Genomic DNA, 1,278 nt, shown 5'->3' with positions numbered 1-1,278 from the left:
CCTCGCTCCGCTCGGGGAGCGTGACTTGTCACGGCCTGCGGCGGGGGCTGCGCGTCATTTCTGAGGCGAGTTTTTTGGCGTAGGCCTTGATGACCTCGATCGAGCGGTGACACGTCACGTTCACCGCATCCAGGAGCGCCACGAAGGGGTATGTGCCCGTCGCCGCGTCGCGGTGCTTCTCCTTGCGGTTCTGGAAGCCTGCGAGGCGAAATGGCCGTTCCAGGGCCGTGATTTTCTCATCGCCTCTGGTGCGGTTCATGTCCTTAAAAAACTCGTTCGCCGCCTCTTCTGGGGTCGAGGCGCGGGGCACCTTCAGGACGGCCTGAATCGAGTCGGGGGAGGTCCTCTGGACGACACACGGGCAGTAGCCATGACCCTCGATCTCGGCGAGACGTCCATCGGTCAGATCATCGATCAGGATGTGACGTGTCACCATGTCGATCGGCGTCACAAAAACGTTCCAGCCTGCGGCGTTCCAGGCCGAAAGTTTCGGCACGCTGGCGATGACGTCATCTCTGCCCAGCAGATCTTTCCCAAGCTCCTTCTTGCCGAAATTCACGCCGCTGCCGTCGCGCATGAGGGTGATGCGGTAGGTCTCCGCATCGAGGGCACCCAGCTGGCGCTCGATGACCTGGCGCTTGACCCGGTCGGCCTTCGTCCAGATGGCCTCCTGCGGCGTTTTGGCGGCCCCGTACGCGCGCAGCGCGGCCGCCATGGCATCCTCCCCCATGTTCTGGTGCAGCCACGCCGTAGCGCCCTTAAAATCGAGCCCACCGACGCGCTTGACTAGGTCGATTGCGTTCTCCTTCGGCCCTATCGGTCCGTCGTACCCTATGGCGGCCGCCACGTCCTTGATCGGCAAGGTGCGCAGCCGGGCAACCTCTTCTTTGGTCAAGGTGAGCTCTTCGAGCGCTTCGCTGAACCGCTGCGCGACCTGGTAGAAGTTGCTGCGCGCTGCCGTCGCGTCGGCTCTTGCAGACTGCGCCGTCAGGCGCTCTGCGTCGTACAGGCGGCCCCTCGCTGCCAGCGACTGGAGTGGGCGCAGCTCATCGCGGATCCGCTTCTGCTCGGCCTTCTTCCACGCCTCGATCTTTTCCCGATGGGACCCTCCGCTTTCGAACAGCCCCTTTGTCGGAGGGTCGCTCAGGGTGAGCTGCTCGAGGTGCATGTGCACCTCTTGGCTGGCGACGGCGGAGTAGTAGTCACGCAGCGTGGCGTGGCTCGCCTTCGATCCTTTCAGGCGCGGACCTACGCCGTGCCGTGACATGGCACGTTCCC

1 protein-coding gene is annotated in these 1,278 nt (G+C 64.1%); it reads right to left on the bottom strand.

Annotated features, from left to right (window positions below; genetic code table 11):
• Positions 1–28: 28 nt before the first annotated feature.
• Positions 29–1,278: DNA-primase RepB domain-containing protein (locus L630_RS0120735; protein ID WP_024850070.1), on the bottom strand; the 1,250-nt coding region annotated here is incomplete at its 5' end.

This window comes from Aminobacter sp. J41, assembly GCF_000526635.1.
Classification (GTDB): domain Bacteria; phylum Pseudomonadota; class Alphaproteobacteria; order Rhizobiales; family Rhizobiaceae; genus Aerobium.
Note: the sequence above shows the minus strand (reverse complement) of the source record. Positions and strands in the feature narration are given on the sequence as shown.